Annotated in this window: 19 protein-coding genes; 6 read left to right on the plus strand and 13 right to left on the minus strand. The window is 74.3% G+C overall.

Translation table 11 applies throughout. The annotated features are described in order from the left end of the window. Window positions 1–28 precede the first annotated feature (28 nt). From ACIOGZ_RS15860 to ACIOGZ_RS15900, 9 genes are all read right to left on the minus strand, one after another. Window positions 29–1,189, minus strand: a complete 1,161-nt coding sequence (locus ACIOGZ_RS15860) for an acyl-CoA dehydrogenase family protein (protein WP_363582472.1) — start codon at window positions 1,187–1,189, stop codon at window positions 29–31. Further along, on the minus strand, window positions 1,186–1,905 hold the full coding sequence (locus ACIOGZ_RS15865) for a hypothetical protein (RefSeq protein WP_400986199.1): 720 nt from the start codon (window positions 1,903–1,905) through the stop codon (window positions 1,186–1,188). Before ACIOGZ_RS15865 ends, ACIOGZ_RS15860 begins: the two co-directional genes overlap by 4 nt. Continuing rightward, the gene (locus ACIOGZ_RS15870) at window positions 1,902–2,801 is read right to left on the minus strand and encodes a hypothetical protein (protein WP_363632822.1); all 900 of its coding nucleotides are present in this window, start codon (window positions 2,799–2,801) and stop codon (window positions 1,902–1,904) included. Before ACIOGZ_RS15870 ends, ACIOGZ_RS15865 begins: the two co-directional genes overlap by 4 nt. A gap of 2 nt (window positions 2,802–2,803) precedes the next feature. Then, window positions 2,804–3,076 (minus strand): acyl carrier protein, encoded by a 273-nt coding sequence (locus ACIOGZ_RS15875; RefSeq protein ID WP_063348736.1) that lies wholly within the window; start codon window positions 3,074–3,076, stop codon window positions 2,804–2,806. 47 nt (window positions 3,077–3,123) lie between these two features. Then, window positions 3,124–4,410: a type III PLP-dependent enzyme gene (locus tag ACIOGZ_RS15880; RefSeq protein WP_363582466.1), complete on the minus strand. Its 1,287-nt coding sequence runs from the start codon at window positions 4,408–4,410 to the stop codon at window positions 3,124–3,126. Between the two features lie 2 nt (window positions 4,411–4,412). After that, window positions 4,413–5,825, minus strand: coding sequence for a hypothetical protein (locus tag ACIOGZ_RS15885; RefSeq protein WP_363582464.1), 1,413 nt, complete (start codon window positions 5,823–5,825; stop codon window positions 4,413–4,415). Between the two features lie 121 nt (window positions 5,826–5,946). After that, the gene (locus ACIOGZ_RS15890; RefSeq protein WP_363582462.1) at window positions 5,947–6,879 is read right to left on the minus strand and encodes a 3-oxoacyl-[acyl-carrier-protein] synthase III C-terminal domain-containing protein; all 933 of its coding nucleotides are present in this window, start codon (window positions 6,877–6,879) and stop codon (window positions 5,947–5,949) included. 191 nt (window positions 6,880–7,070) lie between these two features. Further along, window positions 7,071–7,649 carry a TrmH family RNA methyltransferase gene (locus tag ACIOGZ_RS15895; RefSeq protein ID WP_363582460.1) on the minus strand — a complete coding sequence of 193 codons (579 nt, stop codon included), beginning with the start codon at window positions 7,647–7,649 and terminating at the stop codon, window positions 7,071–7,073. Beyond that, window positions 7,646–8,290: a class I SAM-dependent methyltransferase gene (locus ACIOGZ_RS15900; protein WP_063348741.1), complete on the minus strand. Its 645-nt coding sequence runs from the start codon at window positions 8,288–8,290 to the stop codon at window positions 7,646–7,648. Before ACIOGZ_RS15900 ends, ACIOGZ_RS15895 begins: the two co-directional genes overlap by 4 nt. Before the next feature lie 240 nt (window positions 8,291–8,530). On the opposite strand from ACIOGZ_RS15900, the gene ACIOGZ_RS15905 reads away from it, so the two are divergent. Next, on the plus strand, window positions 8,531–8,728 hold the full coding sequence (locus tag ACIOGZ_RS15905) for a hypothetical protein (RefSeq protein ID WP_363582458.1): 198 nt from the start codon (window positions 8,531–8,533) through the stop codon (window positions 8,726–8,728). A 55-nt stretch (window positions 8,729–8,783) separates the two neighbouring features. Here ACIOGZ_RS15905 and ACIOGZ_RS15910 read toward each other — a convergent pair whose 3' ends face one another. Together ACIOGZ_RS15910 and ACIOGZ_RS15915 are read right to left on the minus strand one after the other, a co-directional pair. Continuing rightward, a complete protein-coding gene (locus ACIOGZ_RS15910) occupies window positions 8,784–11,333 on the minus strand; it encodes a lysylphosphatidylglycerol synthase domain-containing protein (protein WP_400986201.1) in 2,550 nt (849 codons plus the stop codon). Window positions 11,334–11,415: 82 nt separating this feature from the next. Further along, window positions 11,416–12,177 carry an SDR family oxidoreductase gene (locus ACIOGZ_RS15915; protein ID WP_400986203.1) on the minus strand — a complete coding sequence of 254 codons (762 nt, stop codon included), beginning with the start codon at window positions 12,175–12,177 and terminating at the stop codon, window positions 11,416–11,418. 214 nt (window positions 12,178–12,391) lie between these two features. Between ACIOGZ_RS15915 and ACIOGZ_RS15920 the strand changes: the two genes are divergently transcribed. The 3 genes from ACIOGZ_RS15920 to ACIOGZ_RS15930 all read left to right on the plus strand — a co-directional run bounded on the left by ACIOGZ_RS15920 (window position 12,392) and on the right by ACIOGZ_RS15930 (window position 14,268). Next, window positions 12,392–12,658: a UBP-type zinc finger domain-containing protein gene (locus ACIOGZ_RS15920; RefSeq protein WP_363582452.1), complete on the plus strand. Its 267-nt coding sequence runs from the start codon at window positions 12,392–12,394 to the stop codon at window positions 12,656–12,658. A gap of 170 nt (window positions 12,659–12,828) precedes the next feature. Next, entirely contained in the window at window positions 12,829–13,101 is a 273-nt protein-coding gene (locus tag ACIOGZ_RS15925) for a hypothetical protein (protein WP_400986205.1), read from the plus strand. 189 nt (window positions 13,102–13,290) lie between these two features. Next, window positions 13,291–14,268, plus strand: a complete 978-nt coding sequence (locus ACIOGZ_RS15930) for a sigma-70 family RNA polymerase sigma factor (protein WP_400986206.1) — start codon at window positions 13,291–13,293, stop codon at window positions 14,266–14,268. Here the strand turns inward: ACIOGZ_RS15930 and ACIOGZ_RS15935 are convergent. Beyond that, on the minus strand, window positions 14,265–14,513 hold the full coding sequence (locus ACIOGZ_RS15935) for an STAS domain-containing protein (protein WP_363617653.1): 249 nt from the start codon (window positions 14,511–14,513) through the stop codon (window positions 14,265–14,267). The genes ACIOGZ_RS15930 and ACIOGZ_RS15935 overlap by 4 nt on opposite strands. Before the next feature lie 190 nt (window positions 14,514–14,703). Between ACIOGZ_RS15935 and ACIOGZ_RS15940 the strand changes: the two genes are divergently transcribed. Beyond that, window positions 14,704–15,141, plus strand: coding sequence for an SRPBCC domain-containing protein (locus ACIOGZ_RS15940; RefSeq protein WP_363582444.1), 438 nt, complete (start codon window positions 14,704–14,706; stop codon window positions 15,139–15,141). 69 nt (window positions 15,142–15,210) lie between these two features. Further along, window positions 15,211–15,702, plus strand: coding sequence for an NUDIX hydrolase (locus ACIOGZ_RS15945; protein WP_363617657.1), 492 nt, complete (start codon window positions 15,211–15,213; stop codon window positions 15,700–15,702). A gap of 62 nt (window positions 15,703–15,764) precedes the next feature. Here the strand turns inward: ACIOGZ_RS15945 and ACIOGZ_RS15950 are convergent, their stop codons facing one another. Continuing rightward, a complete protein-coding gene (locus ACIOGZ_RS15950; RefSeq protein ID WP_363582440.1) occupies window positions 15,765–16,514 on the minus strand; it encodes a Clp protease N-terminal domain-containing protein in 750 nt (249 codons plus the stop codon). Window positions 16,515–16,671 lie beyond the last annotated feature (157 nt).

A 16,671-nucleotide genomic window follows, 5' to 3' on the forward strand; every position in this document is an offset into this window, starting at 1 on the left:
TCCCGACCGACCGGTTGTTCTGTCCCGTTCAGAACCGGCCCACCTTTCCGGTGTGCAGCCCCTGGAACAGATTCAGCTTCTGGATGTTCCGTGTCCCCTCCATGAACTCCACGCCCCGTGCGTCCCGGGCGAGTTTGTCGAGGAGCGGGTGGTCCAGCCGGGCGCCGGGCCCGAAGAAACCCGGCGCGCGCATCGTGACGTCCTCGGCGAGTTCGCAGGCGCGGGCCTTCGCGGCCGAGGAGAGGTGCCCGGCGGCCGGCCTGCGGTCCACCGCGAGGGCCGCCCGGTAGGTCAACTGGCGGGCCGCGTCGATGCGCTGGCCGAGCGACTCGAACAGCTCGCGCTCCGCGCCGCGCAGTTCCCGGCGGTTCTCGGCGACGTAGTCGTGGGCGGCCCGGGCGATACCGAGGGCGATCGCGGCCACGCTCGGGCGGAGTTGGTTGAAGACCGAGACGATGCTCCACATCCCCCGCCGGGTCGGCGGCAGGTGGGCGCCGAGCACCCGTTCGGCGGGCACGTGCACCCCGTCGAGGGTGATCCGGGTCAGCTGGACGCCGCGCAGGCCGAGGGTGGGCAGCGGCTCCGCCCGGAAGCCGGGGTCGGCGGTGTCCACCAGGACGGCCAGCACGCCGAGCCGCTCGGTGCCCGCGACCCGCGCGAACACGGCGCCCAGGTCGGCCCGGGCGGCGTTGCCGACGTAGCGCTTCTCGCCGTCCAGGACGTACGAGCCGTCGCCCACCGGGGTCAGCGTGGTGGTCATCTCGCCGATGGCCGAGCCGCGGTCGGGCTCGGTGAGGCCGAAGCAGGTCCAGCGGGGGCGTTCGGCGAGCCGGCCGTACACCCAGTCCTTCTGCGCCTGGCTGCCGAGCACGCTCAGCAGCACCCCGCACATCGAGGCGCCGGGCGCGCCCAGCATCATTCCGGCGTCGCCGCGCGCCAGTTCCTCGCTCACCAGGACCCGCTCCAGGGTGGCCAGGCCGTGCGCGGGGCCGGCACCGGCCTCGGCGGACGCCCGGTCCCACTCCGGCGGCACCTGGTGGCCGGCCAGGAAGCGCACGGCGGGCAGGTCCAGGAAGCGGTGGACGGCGTCCGGGTCCCGGTCGAGGTCGAGCGCGCCCGCCCGCAGGTCTTCGGCCCACCGCCGCACGTACCGGTGCGTGGTTTCCAGCGGGCCGGGCAGGCTGATCACACGTTCCCCTTCCGGGAGTCGACGTTCTGTGCCGTGTCCCCGGCCGGCCCCGGCCAGCCGCAGTACACGTCGGCGAGGAGCTCGGAGGCGTACGCCGCCCGGCCCGGCCCCTCGGCGGTGAAACCGTACGCCCCGAGCAGCCGCAGCAGCGCGCGGTCGGCCTGGGTGATCTGGGCCTGGAGGCGGGCGAGGGCCGGGCCGTCCAGGGGGTGGGCGGGGGCCGACGGGGAGTCGTCCGGCCCCTCGGCGAGGTCGTCGAGGACGCCCTCGATCTCCAGGTGGTCGATCAGCACGTCGGCGAGCGCGCCCTTGACCAGCTGTTGCAGCAGCAGCGAGGAACCCTCGACCTGGCGGCCCGCGAGGTAGGCCAGGCAGGCCTCCCGCAGCCGCTCGGACGCGCCGAGCCGCAGCCAGGCGAGGCCGGTGCCCCAGTCGTGGGCGTCGGGGCCGGCGGGGGCCCGATCGCCGCCGGCGGGGCCCAGGACGGCCAGGCCGGGCACCGGATCCCGGCCCCCGTCCCCGTCCTCGTCGTCGCCGAACTCGGCGTACTCGCCGAGGAGTTCGCGCGGGACCACGGCGTGCCCGCGCGGGCCGCGCGGTGCCACCCCGGGGGACAGCGCGCGGGAGAGCAGGGTCAGTGCGGGGACGAGGCCGTCGTTGCGCGCGCTCGTCCGGGCCTCCTGCCAGTGCTCGCGCACCTCGGCCGGAACCGTCATCGGACCCCCAACTCCCCCGTGTCGAGTGTGCAGTAGGCCAGGAATCCGCGTTCCCGGTCGTAGTCGGCCACCACCACCGGGCGGTCCCGGTCGGCGGCGGCGAGCAGGGCGGCCCAGCCGCCGGTGGCGGGCTGTCCGGCCGCCACCTTGGTCCACGGACCGCCGTGTGTCGGAAGTTCAGCACAGCCGTCGGACAGGCCGGAGCCGGTGACCAGCGCGGCCGAGGTGTCCCAGCCGGCGAACAGCCCCGGCTCCGGGAGGCCCTGGGCCGCGCCGCCCAGCGGCGCGTCGCCGCCGTCCCAGTGGATCAGCAGCGCGACCGCGGCGTCCGCGTGGACGGCGCTCTGCCCCGTCGCGGGCAGCGGGAACGGCTGGGTGCCCTGGTCCACGACCAGCAGCAGCAGCCGCGACCAGCCGCACCGCCGGGCGTACTCCACGGCGACCCGCAGCGCGCTGAACGGCGCCAGGACGCCCTGGTCGGACAGGGCGAAGGAGAGCGGCTCGCCCGGCAGCCGCCCCTTCACGCAGGAGGCGACCAGCTCGGCGTGGTCGAAGTCCGGTGCGGAGTAGGCGACCACCACCACCTCGGGGCACTCCTCGGCGGTCAGCGGGCCCAGCGCGTCGAGCGCGCCGTGGGCCAGCTCCACCGAGGTGCGCCGCCCCGAGGCGGCGAACTGCTCGCGGTCGAAGTCCGCGCCGTAGAGCGCCCCGAGCTCGCGGTAGAAGTCCTCCCGCGCGGCCTCCGGCCGGTACGGCGCGCCAGGCCCCGGCGGGGTGTGGGCGCCGGCCCGGATCAGCCGCGGCAGGACCGCCGCCGGGGCCGGGCCGGGCGTGCCGGGCGGGCCGTCCGCGCCGGCCGGGGCCGGACGCCGCACGGGCGCAGTCGCGCGGAACATGCTTAGGCGCTCGCTTCCGCGGCGACGAAGCCGGCCAGCGAGCCCACGGTCTCGAAGTGGGTCATGTCCAGCTCGTCGGCGTCGAACTGCACGTCGAGGATCTCCTCGATGGTGATGAGCAGTTCGAGCGCGCTGCTGGAGTCCAGGCCCAGCTCGTCGAAGAGGCGGACGCCCGGGTCGGCGCCGGAGACGTCCTTGTTGAGGACCTCCGACAGGCCCTTGCGGACGGCGTCGACGTACTTCACGTCGGCCACGGTGTTGGCGGTGTCGCTCATGGTGTTCTCCTCGGGCTGGTCCCGGCCGTGGGTCGGCCGGTCGGTGGTCAGTTCTGGTCGTCGCCGGGGGCCGCGTACAGCCGCTGGCGGCCGAGCATGGCCTCGACGTCGTCGCGCTCCCGGATCAGGTGCGCCCGCCCGTCCAGGACGAGCACCTCCGCCGGGTAGCCGTGGCTGAGGAAGTGCACCGGCGAGGCCGTCGGCCCGTACGCGCCGGAGCGCTGCACCCCGATCAGCTCGCCGGCCCGCAGCGCCGGCATCGGCACCTTCTTGCCGATGACGTCGTTGGGCGTGCAGAGCGGACCGGTGATGTGCCAGGGCTCGGTGGCCGGCTCGTCCAGCCGCTCCAGCGCGGCCATCGGGAAGTTGCGCTTCACGTACGAGCCGATGCCGACGGCCGCCATGTGGTGGTTGGTGCCGCCGTCGGTGACCGCGAAGTTCTCGCCCATCGAGGTCTTGGTGTAGCGCACCCGGGTGACGTAGGTGCCGGACGCGGCGACCAGGAAGCGGCCCAGCTCCATGATCATGCGGGTGTCCGGGTGCCGGGTGCGGAAGTCCGCGATCAGCGGGTTGAGCCCGGCGGTCAGCTCGGCGACGTCGAGGTCCTTCTCGTTGTCGAAGTAGGCGATGCCGAGGCCGCCGCCGACGTCGACCGTCTCCAGCGGGAAGCCCAGCTCGGTGGAGAGGCGCTCGGCCAGCTCCAGGATCCGCCGGGTGTTCTCGACGACGGACTCCTCGATCAGGATGCGGGTGCCCAGGTACACCTGGACGCCCATCAGCCGGATGTTGGGGTAGCGGCCGGCGAGGTCCTTGCCCTCGGCCAGCAGCAGCTCCTCGTCGGTGCCGAACTGGCGCGGCTTGCCGCCCATGGTCAGGCCCGAACCCTTCACCGAGAAGCTCGGGTTGACCCGCAGCGCGACCCGGGCGGTGATCCCGCGCTCGCGGGCCACCTCGTCGATCAGGTCCAGCTCGCCGATCGACTCGCAGACGATCGCGTGGATGTCCTCGTCCAGGCAGGCCGCCACCTCGCCGCGGCTCTTGCCCGGGCCGAGGAAGATGATGTCGCGCGGCTCGACCCCGGCCCGGCGGGCGGTGACCAGCTCCGTCAGCGAGGACACCTCGGCGCGCGAGCCCAGGCTGTGCAGCAGCGCGCAGACGGAGATGTTGGGGTTCGCCTTGAGCGAGTAGAAGACCTCCAGCGCCGGGTGCAGCGCCTCGCGCAGCCCCTGGAAGCGGGTGGTGATCTCCTCGCCGTCGTACAGGTAGAGCGGGGTGCCGAACTCCTCGGCGAGCTCGGTGATCCCGAGGCCCTGCACCTCGAATGCGACGCTCACGGTCAGCTCCGTTCCGGGTAGGCCGCGAGGCGGCGGGTGATGTCGGTGTCGAGCGCCTCGATCTCCTCGTCGGAGGCACCGACGAGCACGCCGTACAGCCGGCCCTCGAAGCCGTCCGCTTCGGTGTCGGCGGCGGTGCCCGCGGCGGCGTTCACCGTGGCGTAGTTGTTCACGAACAGGCCGCGCGGGCGCGGTCCCCGCTCGGTCAGCAGCAGCCCGTCCAGCACCTCGGCCAGTTCGGCGAAGGGCAGCGGGCGGGTCAGCCGCAGCGGGAAGTGCCGGGCGACGGCGACCTCGTCGGCCCCGGCCAGGCCGCCCTCGTGCACCACGTTCTGGTACGTGGACATGTTGTTGCGGGCGTTGATCTCGATGACCGGGTACAGGCCCTCGTCCGGGTCGACCATCGCGTCGACGCCGACCACGCCGTAGTAGCCGTCGGCGGCGAGCCGCTCGCCGAGCCGCAGCGCCGTCGCCCCGATCTCGGCGACCTGCCCGTCGGTCAGCCGGGCCGGGATCCGGTGGCCCTTGTGGACGCCGCCCTCGGTCAGCAGCTCCTTGACGAAGTCGAAGTGCGTGGAGCCGTCCCGGCCCACCGTGAACTGGTAGTTGAGGTCGCAGCGCTTGGCGACCCACTCCTCGATCACCAGCGCGGTGCGCGGGGCCCCGCCCGCGGCCTTGGCGGCGCGCTCGGCCTGCTGGACCGCCATCCGGTGCAGCCGGCCCAGCCGGGCCTCGGAGTCCAGCACGACGATGCCCTTGCCGGACACGCCGAACGCGTCCTTCAGCACCACCTTGCGGCCCGCCGCCAGCAGTTCACCGGCCGCGGCCACCGCCTCGGCCAGCTCCTCCAGCGTCTCGCAGGCCCAGCCGCGGGCCTGGCGGATGCCCAGCTCGTCGGAGAGCCGGCGGCTGTACACCTTGCTGTTGACCCGCTTGCAGACCGCGGCGGTCGGCGCGCCCAGCCGCAGCCCGGTGCGCTCGGCGAGCTCCTCCTCGACGGTGGAGATGCCGTGCGCGGTCAGCCGGGCGCCCTCGGCGGCGACGGCGGACAGCGCGCGCAGCAGCTCGGGGTCGGCGAGGGCGTCCTCGCTGACGGTGCGCTGCGGGTCCTGGCCGGCCACCACGTGCACGGTGGGCAGCTCCAGGCCGAGGCCCTCCAGGTAGCCGCGGTAGCCCTCGTCCAGGGCGGTCTTCAGCACGACGTGGTCGTCCTTGCCGCCGAGCAGCAGCGCGAACTCGTCCATGCGGTTCACCACCGCACTGCCCGCGTGCGAGGCGACCCGGGGCAGCGCGGGCTCGCCGAGCGCCCAGTGGTTCTCCACCTCGAAGTTGCCCAGGAACACCAGCGGGGTGTCCGCGGACCCGGTCACGGCGCGCTTGAGGCGCGCGCTGAAGCCGGAGGACGGTAGATGCATGTCGACCTCGTCATTTCTCGTGTGCGCTCGGGCGCGGTGCGGCGGGTGCGCGGGTACTGCGGTGCTGCGGTGGTGCGGGTGCGCCGGTACTGCGGGGGCCGGCCGATCCGGTGGGCGGCCGTCAGTGCTCCAGGACCATCGCGGCGAAGGTCGCCCCGAGCCCCACGCTGGTCATCAGGTAGCGGTCGCCGGGGCGCAGCCGCCCCAGCTCGGTGGCCTTCTGCAGGTTGATGAAGGGGTCGGCGCAGAAGCAGTGCCCGGTCTCGCCGACCAGGTCGAGGAAGACCTTGTCGAGCGGCAGCCCGAGCGCCTTGCAGACGCCGATCCACGACAGCCGGTTGACGTTGTGCGGCAGCACGAGCGCCAGCTCGTCGAGGCCGCAGCCGGCCTCCTCCAGGGCGGCGCCGATCACCTCGCACAGGCCGGGCCCGTACAGGTCCTGGAACTCCTTGGCGGCGGCGTCGCCCATGATGAACTCGTCGCCGAACTGGGTGTGGGTGCGCGTCGCGTAGCCGAGCATCCGGTCGGAGCCGGCACGGTCCGCGCTCACCAGGAAGGCCACGGTGCCCTCGCCCATGACGGTGACGTCCGGGATGGACTGCGTCCGGGTGGTGCACGCCTTCTCCCCGGCCAGGACCAGGGCGAGCGCGTTCGGATCCGGGTCGGCGGCCAGCAGGGTGCCCGCCAGGTCCAGCGCGAGCAGCCCGGAGGCGCAGGCGTGGTGCGAGACGACGAAGCCGGCGGCGTGCTCCAGGCCGAGCTCGACCTGGATCGGTCGGAGCGAGGTCATCGGGTACGGCAGCGGCGACGGCATCGTGCGGGCCTGGAGGACGTACTTGACGCGCTGTTCCTGCCCGCGCAGCTCCACCAGCTTGGTCGCGGCGCGCAGCAGCAGCTCGGTCTCGGTGGCCGCGGGGTCGCGGCACACCTCGGAGAGCCCGTAGAAGCGCTGGTAGCGCCGGAGCTGCACATCCGTCAGCTGGAGTTCCTGTTGGAAGCGCGCGATCGGGATGGTGTCGGGAAGACAGCTGGAGACTGCCGTGATCGACGTCATGCCAACTACAGTCGCCTGGAGCGCTGACGCTTAGCTGACGCTGCGCTGACCACCGCCGGCGGGGCCGGGGCGAGCTCCCCGCGGACGCCGGGGAGGTCCGGCCCGCAGGCGTGGTCGACCGTCCCGTACCGCCGGGCGGAAACGACCGGAGGGGTGGCCTTTCGGCACACCCCTCCGGATCGGATCAGGTCCTACTCGTCGTCGGCCCCGCCGAGGTCGCCGAGGTCGGTGCCGTCCGGGGTGCCGCTGATCGCGTACCCCTGGCGGCGCGCCTCGTAGCAGGCCACCGTCGCGGCCGCCGACACGTTCAGCGAGCCGACCCGGCCCAGCTGCGGTACGAACACCACCTGGTCGCAGAGCGCCAGCGCGTCGGGGGTGATCCCGCGGTCCTCGTGCCCCAGCACGAAGGCCACCGCCGGGGTCAGTTCGGCGGCGAACATCGGCACCGCCTCGTCCGCCAGCTCCAGGCCGACCACCTTGAAGCCGTCCGCCTTCGCCGCCGCGACCGCCTCCGCGACCGTCGGGAAGTGCTCCACCTTCAGGTACTTGTCGGTGCCCATCGCGGCCTTCTGCGCGCCCGAGGAGCGCACCGACGGGGTCTCCCCGGCCAGGTACAGCTTCTCGGCGCCCATCGCGGCCCCGGTCCGGACCACCGAGCCGACGTTGAACGGCGACTGCAGGTTCTCCAGGATCATCGCGAGCCGGAACTCGTTGCTGCGCCGCCACGAGCGGTGCAGTCGCTTCAGTTCGGTCCCGCGCAACTGCTTCACGACGACGTTCCCCGTCCACTCTCCGTGCCCTCGCCCGGCTCCGGGCGGGGTCGTGCTTCCAGAATCCGGAACCCGTTGACCGACGCGACCCGGGTGGTCGGGTAGCCCTGCTCGTTCAGCCACTTCTGCAGCGAGTCCGAGCCCAGGTGCTTCTGCACCACCAGGAACGCCGAGCCGTCCGGGGTCAGCCGGCCGAGCCAGTGCGTGAGCAGCCGGCGCAGCGCGGCCTTGCCGATCCGGATCGGCGGGTTGGAGTAGATGGTGGCGAACCGCACGTCCTGCGGGACGTCCTCGGGCAGCGCGGCCTGGACGTTGCCCAGCCGCAGCGCCTCGGCGTTCAGCCGCACCAGTTCCAGCGCGCGCTCGTTCACGTCCACCGCCCAGACCGGCAGCCGCCTGCGCCGGCTCGCCCAGGTCAGCGCGATCGGGCCGTAGCCGCAGCCGACGTCCAGGATCGGGCCGCGCACCCGCGGCTGCGGGGCGTGCTCCAGCAGGATCCGGGTGCCCGGGTCGAGCCGGCCGCGCGAGAACACTCCGGTGTCGGTGGTCAGTTCGAGGGTGAGGTCCGGCAGGGAGACCGTGATCGGCCGGCGCTCGCTGGCGACCTCGGGTGCACCGGTGAAGTAGTGCGAGCCGGACATGATTTCCCCGTCGTTCGTAAGGGCCTCGGGGCCACCGGGTGGGTGTGGGTAAGCCCTTGGTACGGCACCGATCGTACCCCCGGTGGCCTGCGGCGCGTTCCGTGCCGGCCGGCGGCCCGGGCGCCGCGGGGCCGCCGCGGCGCAATCGCGCCCGGCCGCCCGGCGACGGATACTGCCAGTACCGCCCCCGCGCCCGTGGGAGCCTCCGGACAGTGCCTCCGAACAGTGAGGACGGACGCCATGCCGCAGAATCACGAGGACTACCTGATCGACGAGGCCGTCGAGACCGTCGAACCCGACGACGAGGCACCCGAGGGCGACGAGTACGACGAGGTGGCCGAACGCCGGGCCGTCGGAGCCGACCCGGCCACCGATGTCGCCGACGCCGCCGAGCAGAGCCGCGTCGTCCAGCTCGACGAGGACGAGTACCGCGAGTAGCCGCCGCCGGGCCCGGTCCGGGGCGCCGTCCGGGGTGCGCGCGCTGTCCGGGGCCCTACAGCGCCCGGCGGCGCTGCAGCCAGGTCATCGCCGCCCAGCCCGGCAGCACCGGCAGGATCAGCGTCAGCAGGCGGTACGTCGCCACCGCCGCCAGCGCGCCGCCCTTCTCCATCGACGCGGTCTGCTGCAGCAGCGCGATCAGCGCCCCGTCCACCGCGCCGGCCCCGCCCGGGGTGGGCGCCACGTTGCCCGCCGCGTTGCCCACCAGGAACACCACCGCCACCGAGGCGAAGGACGGCTCCCGGCCGATCGCCCGGGTGCAGCAGTACAGGCAGCCGATCAGGCAGATCGACACCAGCAGCTGCCCGGTCAGTCCCACCGCCAGCCGGGCCGGGCTGCGCAGCAGGTCCAGCAGCCGCGGCAGCACCTCGGTGGTCAGCGGCCGCAGCCGCGCCGCCAGCCAGCGCCGGGCCGGCGGCACCGCCGACACCACCGCCAGCAGCGCCGCCGCCCCCGCCAGCCCGCCCACCACGGCGGGCAGCGCGTCCAGCTCCGAACCGCCCGGTTGCAGGTCCAGCAGGTAGACGAAGGCGCCCAGCTGGAGCAGGTGCAGCACCAGGCCGATCAACTGCCCCACCCCGACGCTGGACAGCGCCTGCGCGGTCGGGATCCCGGCCCGCTGCAACAGCCGGGTGTTCAGCGCGATCCCGCCGACGCCCCCGGGCGACACCAGCTTCACGAACGCCCCGGCCAGCTGCGCCAGCACCGCGTTGCGGAAGTCCAGCCGCTCCGGCACGAACCCGACGAACCCCATCGCCGCCGTCACGTGGCTCAGCGCCGCCGCCAGCAGCGCCAGCGCCAGCCACGCCGGATCGGCGTCGGCCACCGCCGAGATCGGGTTGTCCTCGGCCGCGAACAGCTGCGGGATCAGCAGCCACCCGGCCACCACCCCGCCCACCACCGCCAGCAGGGTCCGCGGCCGCAGCCGCTCCAACCGCACCGGCCGCACCTCCGCCTGCGGCCTGGTCCGCAGCACCTCCGCCCGGATCTCCTCCAGCAGCCCGCCCCCGCCGGCGGCGGCCTCGTCGGGCCCGGGGCCTGCCGGGCCGTCCGTGCGGGCGGCGGCGGTCGGGCGGGCGGTGTGCTTGAGGGCGTGGCGGGTGGTGCGGGCGAGCGCGATGGGCTGGAGGAGGGGGAGGGCGGCCTCGACGGTGTCGGCGCCGAGGACGGTGACAGCGGTGTGGACGGAGCGGGCCGCGCCGGCCCGCAGGGCGAGGGTGGTGAGCAGCTGGGCGATGTCGCAGCGCAGCACGAGTTCGCTGGCCGCGATGTCGCCGTCGGCGAAGTCGACCAGGTGCACCGCGCCGGTCGCGTCCACCAGCAGCGAGGACGGGACGAGCGCCCGGTGGGCGGTCTCCCGGCGCTGGAGGCGGGCGAGCTGCCGCCAGGCGTCGGCCAGCAGGTCGTCGGTGATCTCCTCGTCGGGGAGCCGGTCGAGGGTGCGTCCGGGGAGGTGTTCGTAGGCGATGAGGGCGGTGTCCTGGCCGAGGCCGGCGGTGGCGGCGATGCGGCGGGTGCGGACGCCGGCGGCGAGGGCCGCGTAGGTGACGAGCGCCTCGTGTTCGAGGCCGGCGCGGGGGGAGCGCAGGGCCCGGGGGTGGGGGGCGGTGCGCAGCCGCAGGCGGCGCCAGGCGCGCTGGACGGCGGCGGCGGTGACGGCTTGCCGGTCGAGGAGCTGGACGTCGAGGTCGGGCCGGTCGTCGGCTTGCCGGACCAGGTAGCGGTCGGGCCCGGCGGGGTGGGCCTCGGCCGGGTGCAGGCCGCTCTCGCGCAGGGCCCGGAGGATCTCGCCGGGCCTGGGCAGCGGGTCGGGGGTGCCGACGGCGTAGAGGGTGCCGTGGGCGCCGGTCCAGCCGATGAGCAGGCCGAGCAGCAGGGCGGTGGGGGTGGCGTACCCGCCGGCGAGTCCGGCGAGGCCGGAGAGGGCGAGGACGGCCCAGGGGGCCCGGTGTTCGCGGTTGCCGGAGGCGGTCATGAAGGCGAGGACGGGCGCGAGGTAGCCGTAGACGGGCTCGGTGTGGCCGAGGGCGCCGCCCGGTAGGGCCTGGGTGAGGGCGGCGAGCAGGGAGACGGGGGCTACGCCGTCGGCCCACAGGTCGAGGAGCAGGGTGGCGCCGTAGGCGAGGACGGCGGCGAGCAGGCCGTCGGAGACCTGCTGGAGGGCGCGTCGCCGATCGGGGCCGAGGAGGCGGCGGGCGGCGAGGACGACGGGCACCAGCAGCACGGCGGCGGTGGTGAGGCCGCCGGCGAGGCCGGCGAGCGGCCGGGGCACCAGTTCGGCGGCCTCGGCCACGTCGGCGGCGATGCCGCCGGTGGTGGCCCGGGCGTAGTCGGCGAGCAGCAGGGTGAGGGCGATGGCGATGAGCCCGGTGAGCAGCCGGATCAGGGCGACGGGCTGCCGGATCCGGCCGGGTTCGGACACCGCCCGGGCCGGGCCCTGGCCGGCTCCGGCGCTCGCCGGTATGCCGGTGTCCGCCGGTGCGGGCGTGCCGGCGGTGTCGCCACCGCCGGTGTCGCCGTTCGTTCTCCCCGTCACGATCGCCACGGGTGGCATGCTCCCATGCCTCCCCCGATGGTGGAGCCGGAGCCCGGAAGCCGGCCCGGATCGGGGGAGTCCGAGGAAGGCCCTACGCCTGCCGGGTCGGCACGACGACCGTGTGGCTCAGGTTGACGTGCCGGGGGCGGCTGACGGTGTAGGCGATCAGGTCGGCGAGGTCCTCCGCGGTGAGTGCGGGGATGGCCGCGAACATCCCGCCGAGCTGTTCGCGCAGGGCGGGGTTGTCGATGTGGCCGCCGAGTTCGGTGTCGGTCAGGCCGGGCTCGATGGAGCTGACCCGGACGTCGCGGGGGCTGAGTTCGGAGCGCAGGGCGGCGGACAGCTGGGTGAGCGCGGCCTTGGTGGCGCTGTACACGGCGTAGTTGGGGAAGACGACGCGCGAGGCGATGGAGGAGACGTTGACCAGGTCGGCGGCCCGGCCGTCGGCGGCGGCCGCGGTGAGGTCGTCGGCGAAGGCGCGGATGATCCGCAGGGCGCCGGTGAGGTTGGTGTCGACCATGCGGGTCCACTCGTCGGTCCGGCCGTCGGCGAGGGGGTTGGGCAGCATCACGCCGGCGCTGTTGACCACCAGGTCGACCCGGCCGTAGGCGTCGTGGACGGCCTTGGCGGCGGCGTCGACGGAGGCCTGGTCGGTGATGTCGGCGGTGACGGCGAGGGCCTGGCCGCCGGCGGCGGTGAGCTCGGCCGCGAGGGTGTCGAGGCGGTCGGTGCGGCGGGCGAGCAGGGCGACCCGGGCGCCGTGGGCGGCGAGCAGGCGGGCGGTGGCCGCGCCCATGCCGCTGGCGGCTCCGGTGACGACGGCGGTGCGGGCGGCGAGGGAGGGGTAGCTCATCGGTGGCTCCTGGGCCTGGGAGGGTGGTGGGGCTGACGACGACAACTGTGTGCGGGCGGCGGAGGTTCGCCCAGGGCCGTGTGCGTCCCGGGTGCGGCCCTCCCGGGATCCGCGTTCCTGGGTACGGCGGTACCACCCTGGCGTCGGGAAGGCCGACCGGGCGCGCGGCGTGTCTTGAGGCCGGGGCCGGCCGGGCCGTCACTACCCTGCGGGCATGAGTGCCTGCGAAGACCTCGCCGCGGCCCCCCAGGACATCGAGCCCCTCCCCCCGGCCGACGGCTGCGCCGACTGCCTGGCCCAGGGGCGCCGGGACTGGGTGCACCTGCGGATCTGCCTGGACTGCGGCCACATCGGCTGCTGCGACTTCTCGCCCCAGCGGCACGCCACCGCGCACTTCCACAACACCTCGCATCCGGTGATCCGCTCGTACGAGCGGGGCGAGGACTGGCGCTGGTGCTTCGTCCACGAGGTCATGGGCTGAGGCCCGGCGCGGGGCGCGTCCCGCGGATCGGGCCGGTCCGGGGAAGCCGGGGCCCGTTTCCGGTGGCATCCGGGCGCAACCCGGATAAAATCCGGACATAACGCCCGCGCGGCCCCCGGCCCCTCCGGTCGACATCCGTCCCGCCGGTGACCGCCGAAGGGAGGCCGACGATGACCAGGCGAACACCGGGCAGCACTGCCCAGCTCCGCCGGGGCACCCAGGAACTGCTGGAGCGCCGCGGCATGGCGACCGCGCCCACCCGGCTGGTGCCGATGCTGCGCGCCGACGCCATGTCCTCCGCCACCGCCGGGTACGCCGCGCCCGACGCCTTCCGGCACGGCGGCCGCGATCAGGCGGCCTCGGCGGGGCACGCCGCCCCGTCGACGCACGCCGAGCTCAAGGGCCACCGGCACCGCGGAGCGGAGAAGCACTCCGCCCACTGAGCGGATCCGGGTCCGGGGGCGGGCGCCGCGTTCCGGCGCCCGCCCCCCGACGCGTGCTCGGGGGGTGGTGTCCGGGGGCGGTGTCCGGGGTGGTTCGCGGTCGGTGCGGGGGCGCGCCGGGGCGTTGTCAGTGGGCTGGAGTACCTTCGTGCCGTTCACCAGCACGGGGCGGGACGACGGGGGCGCACCATGGCCGACCTGATCACGGAGGAGCCGGTCGAGCTCCAGTTGGAGCGGTACCGGACGGAGCTGACGGGCTACTGCTACCGGATGCTCGGCTCGGTCTTCGAGGCCGAGGACGCGGTGCAGGAGACGATGGTCCGCGCCTGGCGCGGCCACCGCGGCTTCGAGGGCCGCGCCGCGCTGCGCTCCTGGCTGTACCGGATCGCCACCAACGTGTGCCTGGACGCGCTGAACGGCCGCAACAGCCGGGCCCGCCCGATGGACCTGGCCGGCCCGGTGACGGTGGCCACGGCGAGCGACATCCAGCTGCCCGAGGTGACGTGGATCGGCCCCGCGCCGGACGGCCGGGTGCTGCCCGAGACGGGTGACCCGGCCGAGGTGGCGGCCCAGCGCGAGTCGGTGAAGCTGGCCTTCGTCGCCGTGCTGCAGCGCCTCGCGCCCCGGCAGCGGGCCGTGCTGATCCTGCGCGAGGTGCTCGGCTGGAAGGCCGCCGAGGTGGCCGAACTGCTCGGCGTCACGGTGGCCTCGGTGAACAGCGCGCTGCAGCGGGCGCGCGCGGTGCTCGCCGGGGACGGCGCGGCCGCCCGCCCGGCCCCCGCGCTGGACGACGACCACCGCGCGCTGCTGGACCGCTACGTCCGCGCCTTCGAGGCGTACGACATGGACGGCCTCGCCGCGCTGCTGCACGAGGACGTCACGCTCAACATGCCGCCGTACGCGATGTGGCTGCGGGGGCGGGGCGAGATCCGGGCCTGGATGCTCGGCCCGGGCCACGGCTGCCGCGGCTCCCGGCTGGTCCCGGTGACGGCCAACGGCGCTCCGGCCTTCGCCCAGTACCGGCCGAGCCCGGCGGGCGGGCACGAGCCGTGGGCGCTGATCGTGCTGGAGGTGTCAGCGGGCCGGATCACCGGGTTCACCAACTTCCTGGACACCGACGTGCTCTTCCCGCTGTTCGGCCTCCCGCCCCGGCTGGCCGCCGACTAGGCCCTGTCCGGCCGCCGGAGGTCGAGGGGGTCCACGCCCCCCGGCAGCAGGGCCGCGAGCCCGCTGAACGCGAGCAGCTCCCGCAGCGGGCCGCTCGCGTTCACCAGCACCACGCCCACCCCGTGCCGCGCGGCGGCGAGCCGCAGCCGGGCGAGGGCGTCGACGACGGCCAGGTCGGGCGCGGTCAGCGCGTCCAGGTCGCAGGTCAGGGCGGGGGCGGGCGGGGGCTTCGGCGTGGTGTCCATACTGCTTGGACCGGCCCGGTGGCCCTGGCTCATCGGCTCCGGCGGAACTTCTCGGAACTTCCCGGAGCTCGGCAGAACTCCGCAGAACTTCTCGAAAGAATTTCCGCGTGGAGCGATGAGTTTCGGTCGCGCCCTCGGTCTACTCCTGTGAAAGCGCCACCGTGGCGCCGCGATCACGAAGGACGACACCATGACCGAGAACCTGGGCGAGCTGACCATCACCCGCGAGCTGCCGGCCACCCCGGACGCCGTCTTCCGCGCCTACGTCGAGCCCGAGCAGTTCGTCCGCTTCTGGGGCCCGGTCGGCACCCACGTCGAGCTGGACACCGTGACCATCGAGCCGCGGGTGGGCGGGCGCTACGACAGCACCATGACCATCGACGCGACCGGCGACGCGTACCCGATGTGCGCCAAGATCACCGAGATCCGCCCGGGCGAGCTGATCGCCCTGGTCGAGGAGAGCGTGGGTCTGCGCTCCACGATGACCTTCAAGGACCTCGGCGACGGCCGCACCGAGGTGGTCCTGCACCAGACCGAGGTGCCGGCGATGTACTGCGGTCCGGAGGCCCGGGCGGGCCTCAACTCCAGCTTCGACCGCCTGGTCGAGCACCTCGCCGCCCAGCGCTGAACTGACGGTCCCGGGCGGGTCGGTGGCAGAGTGGGCGGTGCAGAACCACCGTGCCCCAGGAGGATCGCAGTGACGGCTGAGCCCTTGAAGTCCCGCGAGGAATGGTTGGCGTCCCTGCCCAGGATCTACGCGGCGGCGGGCTGCCTGCTGCGGGACGAGTCCGGCCGGATCCTGATCGTGAAGGCCGGGTACCGCGAGTACTGGCAGTTCCCGGGCGGCACGATCGACCTCGGCGAGGGCCCGGTGGAGTGCGCCTCGCGGGAGCTGCTGGAGGAGACCGGCATCGTCAGGGCGACCGGGGAGCTACTGGCCATCTCCTGGACCCACCCCTCGTCCGAACTCGACCACCCGGCGCAGCATTTGATGTTCGACTTCGGCACCGTCCCGGACGGCACCCCCGTGACCGTCCCGGCCGGCGAACTGGACCGGCACCAGTGGGCCACCGTCGAGGAGGCGCTGGAACTCCTCGGCCCGGCCCGCTCGCTCCGGCTGCGGGCGGCGCTGGAGGCGGCCGCCGACGGCCGGGTGCGGATCGTCACCACGCCCGTCTCCGGCTTCTGAGTCCCGCCCGAGCCCAACCGACCGGCCCCGGGCGGGAGTTCCGCCCGGGGCCGGGCCCCGTCTCACGCCTGCTCGGCGTTCCGGGCGGCGATGATGGCCTTGACGGCCTCGGAGGTGAAGGTCTCCGCCTCGGACTTCTCGACGCCGAGGCCGGCGAGCACGCCCGAGCCGTTCTCCAGCTCCAGCAGGGCGAGCAGGATGTGCTCGGTGCCGACGAAGTTGTGCCCGAGCTTCAGCGCCTCACGGAAGGTCAGTTCCAGCGCCTTCTTGCCCTGCGCGTCGTACGGGATCAGCGCGGGCACCTGCTCGGCGGCGGCCGGCAGGACGGCGGCGGTCGCCTCCCGGACGGCCTCCGGGGTGACGCCCTGGGCGGCGAGCGCCTTGAGCCCGATGCCCTCCGGTTCGGCGAGCAGGCCGAGCAGGAGGTGTTCGGCGGTGATCTCGGCGTTGCCGGCCGCCCTGGCCTCCTCCTGCGAGGCCATCACGACGCTCCGGGCCCGGTCGGTGAACCGGGCGAAGCCCTGGCTGGGGTCGAGGTCGGCGGGGGTGCCCGGGTCCTTGGGGACGAACCGCTTCTGGGCGGCCTGCTTGCTGACGCCCATGCTGCGGCCGATGTCGGTCCAGGAGGCGCCGGAGCGGCGGGCCTGGTCGACGAAGTGGCCGATCAGGTGGTCGGCGAGGTCGCCGAGGTGGTCGGCGGCGATGACCGCGTCGGACAACTGGTCGAGCGCGTCGGGGTGGACCTTCTTGATCGCGGCGATCAGGTCGTCGAGGCGCAGCGGAGTGGTGTTGGGAACGACGGGATTCTCCATGCGTCAACCGTAGGTTGTCGATCCTGGGCCGTCAACCATCGGTTGACGATACGCGCGAGTAGTCTTCGGCGGCCCCTGCGGGACGGAGGCGTCCGATGGGCGGGTCGAGGATCCCGGCCCTGCCCGAGGCCGGGCTGTCTCGCGAACTCAAGCTCCA

It is taken from the genome of Kitasatospora sp. NPDC088160 (assembly GCF_044741445.1).
GTDB lineage: Bacteria > Actinomycetota > Actinomycetes > Streptomycetales > Streptomycetaceae > Kitasatospora.